Below are 3,811 nucleotides of genomic sequence, written 5' to 3'. Positions count from 1 at the left end.
TCCCCCACCGGACTCCGCCCGCCGCCCTCCGTGCGGCGCGCGCTGGTGCTGGTGGGCCTCGTGGGGCTCGGACTGACCCTGGCGTGGGCGGAGGTGCCGCTGCCCCCCGCGCTGCGCGCCTGGCTCGCCACCGAGGAGCCGTCCACGTCCAACGCGGACGCCGCGGAAGCGGATGCGGATGCGGCCGGCCCTGGGGGTGACGCCGCCGCGCTCCCGCCTGCTTTCGAGCAGCGCGCGCCGGATGAAACCGCTTCGGATGATTCCGGCATCGCGCCGGACGCCGAGCTCGCGTTGCCACACGGACATGGGCGGCGCGTGGACCACCTGAGCCGGGCCCACCTGCTGCGCGACTGGGACGACCTCGCGGGCGCGCTCACCGAGTGCCGCCGTGCGATTCATGACGCCCCTGACGACGTGGCCGCCCTGGCGCTGGCGGCGGAGCTCGCCGGGCTCACGGGCCGAACGGACCTGGCCGTGCGTGCCCATGCCCAGCTCGGCCGGCTGCTGCCCCTGGATGCCCGTCCCCTGGTGCGTCAGGCGCGGCTGCTGGTGTCCCTGGGCCGCCACGCCGAAGCGGTATCCGTGGGCGAGGAGGCCGTGCTGCGCAATCCCGAGTACGTGGAGGCCTATCAGGTGCTCGGGCGCGCCCACCTGGCGCAGGACGCGCTGGCGAAGGCGATGCTGCGCTTCGAGCAGGCCGTCCACCTCCACCCGGAGCATGGCTACGCCCTCAACAACCTGGGCCTCACCTATCTGCGCGCCGGGGAGGCCCAGAAGGCCGCGGACGTGCTCGTCCGGGCGGCGGAGCTGCTCCCGCACGTCGCCTATGTGCACAACAACCTGGGCGTGGCCCACGAGCGGCTCGGCCAGGTGGAGGAGGCCCGGGCCGCCTACGCCGCCGCCATGCACCTGTCCCCGCGCTACGTCCAGGCCCGCGTCAACGCGGACCGGATGCGGCGCACGGCCCACGCGGACCTGGCCGGCGCCCGGACGGAGCGTGGGCAGGCGCGCCCCACCCAGGGGGAGGTGCCTGCCTCCCGTTAGCGCCTTCCTGCCTGGAGGCCCTGCGCCGGGCAGGCCTCCAGAGCGGTTCCCGTTCAGTGTCCCCCGGTCTAACCTGCGGACTTTCCTTCCAACGCAATGAGCACGGCGCCCCAGATGCCCTCTTCGCCCGATTCCTCCACACCCACTCCCCCCGCGCCGCCTTCGCGACCGGGGTTCGGTGCCCGGCTGTGGCGCTGGACGAAGCGGCTGCTCATCACCGGCGTCGTGTGCCTGGTGCTCGGCGCCCTCACCGTGGCGGGCGGCTACGCGTACTACAGCCAGGACCTGCCCTCCGTGGACGCGCTGCGCAACTACCAGCCGCCGCAGGTGACGAAGGTGACGTGCGGTGACGGCACCCTCTGCGCCGAGTTCGCGCGCGAGCGGCGCACGTTGATTCGCGTGGAGGACCTGCCGCCCCACGTCCGCAACGCCTTCCTGGCCGCCGAGGACGCGGACTTCTACAAGCACGAGGGCCTGGACTTCTTCGGCATCACCCGCGCGGCCATCAAGAACCTCATCCCCAACAGCCGCAAGTCCGGCGCGTCCACCATCACCCAGCAGGTGGTGAAGAACCTGCTGCTGTCCCCCGAGCGCAAGTTCTCCCGCAAGGCGCGCGAGTGGATTCTCACGCCGCGCGTGGAGGAGGCGCTCACCAAGGACCAGATTCTCTCGCTCTACATCAACCAGTCCTATTACGGGCAGCGCCGCTACGGCATGGAGGAGGCGGCCCTCTTCTACTTCGGCAAGCACGCCAAGGACCTGAACGTGGGCGAGGCCGCCGTGCTCGCGGGCACGGTGCAGCTCCCGCACCGCATCAACCCGGTGACGAACGTCACGCGGGCGAAGTCGCGTCAGCGCTACGTGCTGGACCAGATGGCGCGCAACGGCTTCGTGTCCGCGGACGTGGCGGAGAAGGAGAAGGAGAAGCCCATTGTCCTGGCGCCCCGGCGGGGCAAGGTGGTGGGGCCGTATTACACGGAGGAGATTCGCCGAACGCTCATCGCGCGCTACGGCGAGCAGGTGGTGATGGAGGGCGGGCTGCGCGTGGACATCGCCATGGTGCCCAGGCTCCAGCTCGCGGCGGAGCAGTCGGTGCGCGACGGCCTGGAGGCGGTGGACCGGCGCCAGGGCTACCGCGGCCCCCGTGGCTCGCTGGAGAAGGGCCAGTGGGAGCGCTACCGGGCCCTCATCGCCACGCGCATCGAGGAGGCGGGCCGCCGGCAGAAGGACCAGGGCTACGTCGCGGACCTGTCCTCGCTGGCGAAGGTGGAGAAGGAAGAGCCGAAGGCGCCCGAGCTTGCGGGAGCGCCCCTGGACCCGCTGGAAGAGGAAGGCACCGAGGAGCAGCGGCCGGACCTGTCGCCCGAGGACGAGGCGCCACTCTCCGCGGACCAGCTCCTGGCGCAGTCGGTGCGCCTCAAGCCCATGGAGGAAGGCCTGCGCCTCACGGGCTACGTCACGCAGGTGGACGACAAGCGCAAGGTGGCGCGCGTGGACCTGGTAGGCCGCACCGCCGAGGTTGCCTTCTCGTCCGTCACCTGGGCGCGGCGGAAGGGCAAGGGCGCGCCGAAGAGGATTTCCGACGTCTTCACGGAGGGAGAGCTCGTCTTCGTGCGCGTGCTCAAGGCGCCGCCCGCGCCGGCCTTCGTGGAAGCGACGCTGGACCAGGTGCCCGAGGTGCAGGGCGGGCTGGTCGTCATTCGCCCCGAGAATCGGCACGTGGTGGCGCTGGTGGGCGGCTATGACGCGGAGCGCTCGTCCTTCAACCGCGCCACGCAGGCGAAGCGGCAGCCGGGCTCGTCGTTCAAGCCGTTCCTCTACGCCGCCGCCATGGGCAGTGGCCGCTACACGCCGCTGTCCAAGGTCAATGACGCCCCCGAGGCCGTGCGCGACCCGTACACGGGCAAGACGTGGAAGCCGCAGAACTACGACCGTCAGTTCCAGGGGCCGATGACGCTGCGCGAGGCGCTCACCAAGTCGAAGAACACGGTGTCCGTGCGGCTCATCGAGGCGCTCACCCCGGCCACCACCATCGACTTCGCGCGCCGGGCGGGCATCCACTCCCCGCTGCCGGAGAACCTCACGTTGGCCCTGGGCACCGGTGAAGTCACGATGCTGGAGGCCGCCAACGCCTACGCCACGCTCCAGGCCAGCGGCCGCTACGCGGAGCCCTTGATGCTGCTGCGCGTGCGCGACGCGCGCGGCAAGGTGCTGGAGGAGCACCAGCCGGCCTTCGAGGAGACGCTGCCGCCCGCGGTGGCCTACCTCACCACGTCGCTGATGCGCAGCGTGGTGGAGGACGGCTCGGGCCGGGGCGTGCTCGCGCTGGAGCGCCCCGCCGCGGGCAAGACGGGCACCACGCAGCAGTCCCGTGACACGTGGTTCTCCGGCTACACGGCGGACTGGGTGGCCAGCGCGTGGGTGGGCTTCGACAACAACGCGCCGCTGGGCGGCAGTGAGACGGGTGGCCGCGCCGCGCTGCCCATCTGGCTCCAGTTCATGCGCGTGGCCCACGAAGGGCTGCCCACGCGGGAGTTCGAGGTGCCCCCTGGCGTCGTGCAGGTGCGCATCGACCCCATCAGCGGACTGCTGGCGGGCAACTCCGTCCCGGGCCGGCTGGAGCCCTTCCTCGAAGGCACGCAGCCCACCGCGGAGGCGCCACCGCCGGGGCAGGTGACCACCGACCAGTTCTTCCTCGACGAAGGCAACAGGCGGGGCTTGTGAGCCCCGTTCGAGCCCTGCTGCTCGCCCCCGTGCTGGCCGCGCT

At 71.9% G+C, this 3,811-nt stretch carries 2 protein-coding genes; both read left to right on the top strand.

Annotated features, from left to right (window positions below; all coding sequences use genetic code 11):
• A partial coding sequence (locus G4D87_RS34925; protein WP_163787002.1) for a tetratricopeptide repeat protein occupies positions 1 to 1,044 on the top strand: 1,044 nt, incomplete at its 5' end.
• Positions 1,045 to 1,140: 96 nt separating this feature from the next.
• Entirely contained in the window at positions 1,141 to 3,768 is a 2,628-nt protein-coding gene (locus G4D87_RS34920) for a penicillin-binding protein 1A (protein WP_240358853.1), read from the top strand.
• Positions 3,769 to 3,811: the final 43 nt, after the last annotated feature.

The organism is Myxococcus vastator (assembly GCF_010894475.1).
Classification (GTDB): domain Bacteria; phylum Myxococcota; class Myxococcia; order Myxococcales; family Myxococcaceae; genus Myxococcus; species Myxococcus vastator.
The sequence above is the reverse complement of the archived record's forward strand: the minus strand, read 5'-3'. Positions and strand labels throughout refer to the sequence as shown.

Bases quoted from the DNA above. Each gene is read 5' to 3' on its own strand.
- G4D87_RS34920 (WP_240358853.1), top strand. From the start codon at position 1,141: ATGAGCACGGCGCCCCAGATGCCCTCTTCGCCCGATTCCTCCACACCC.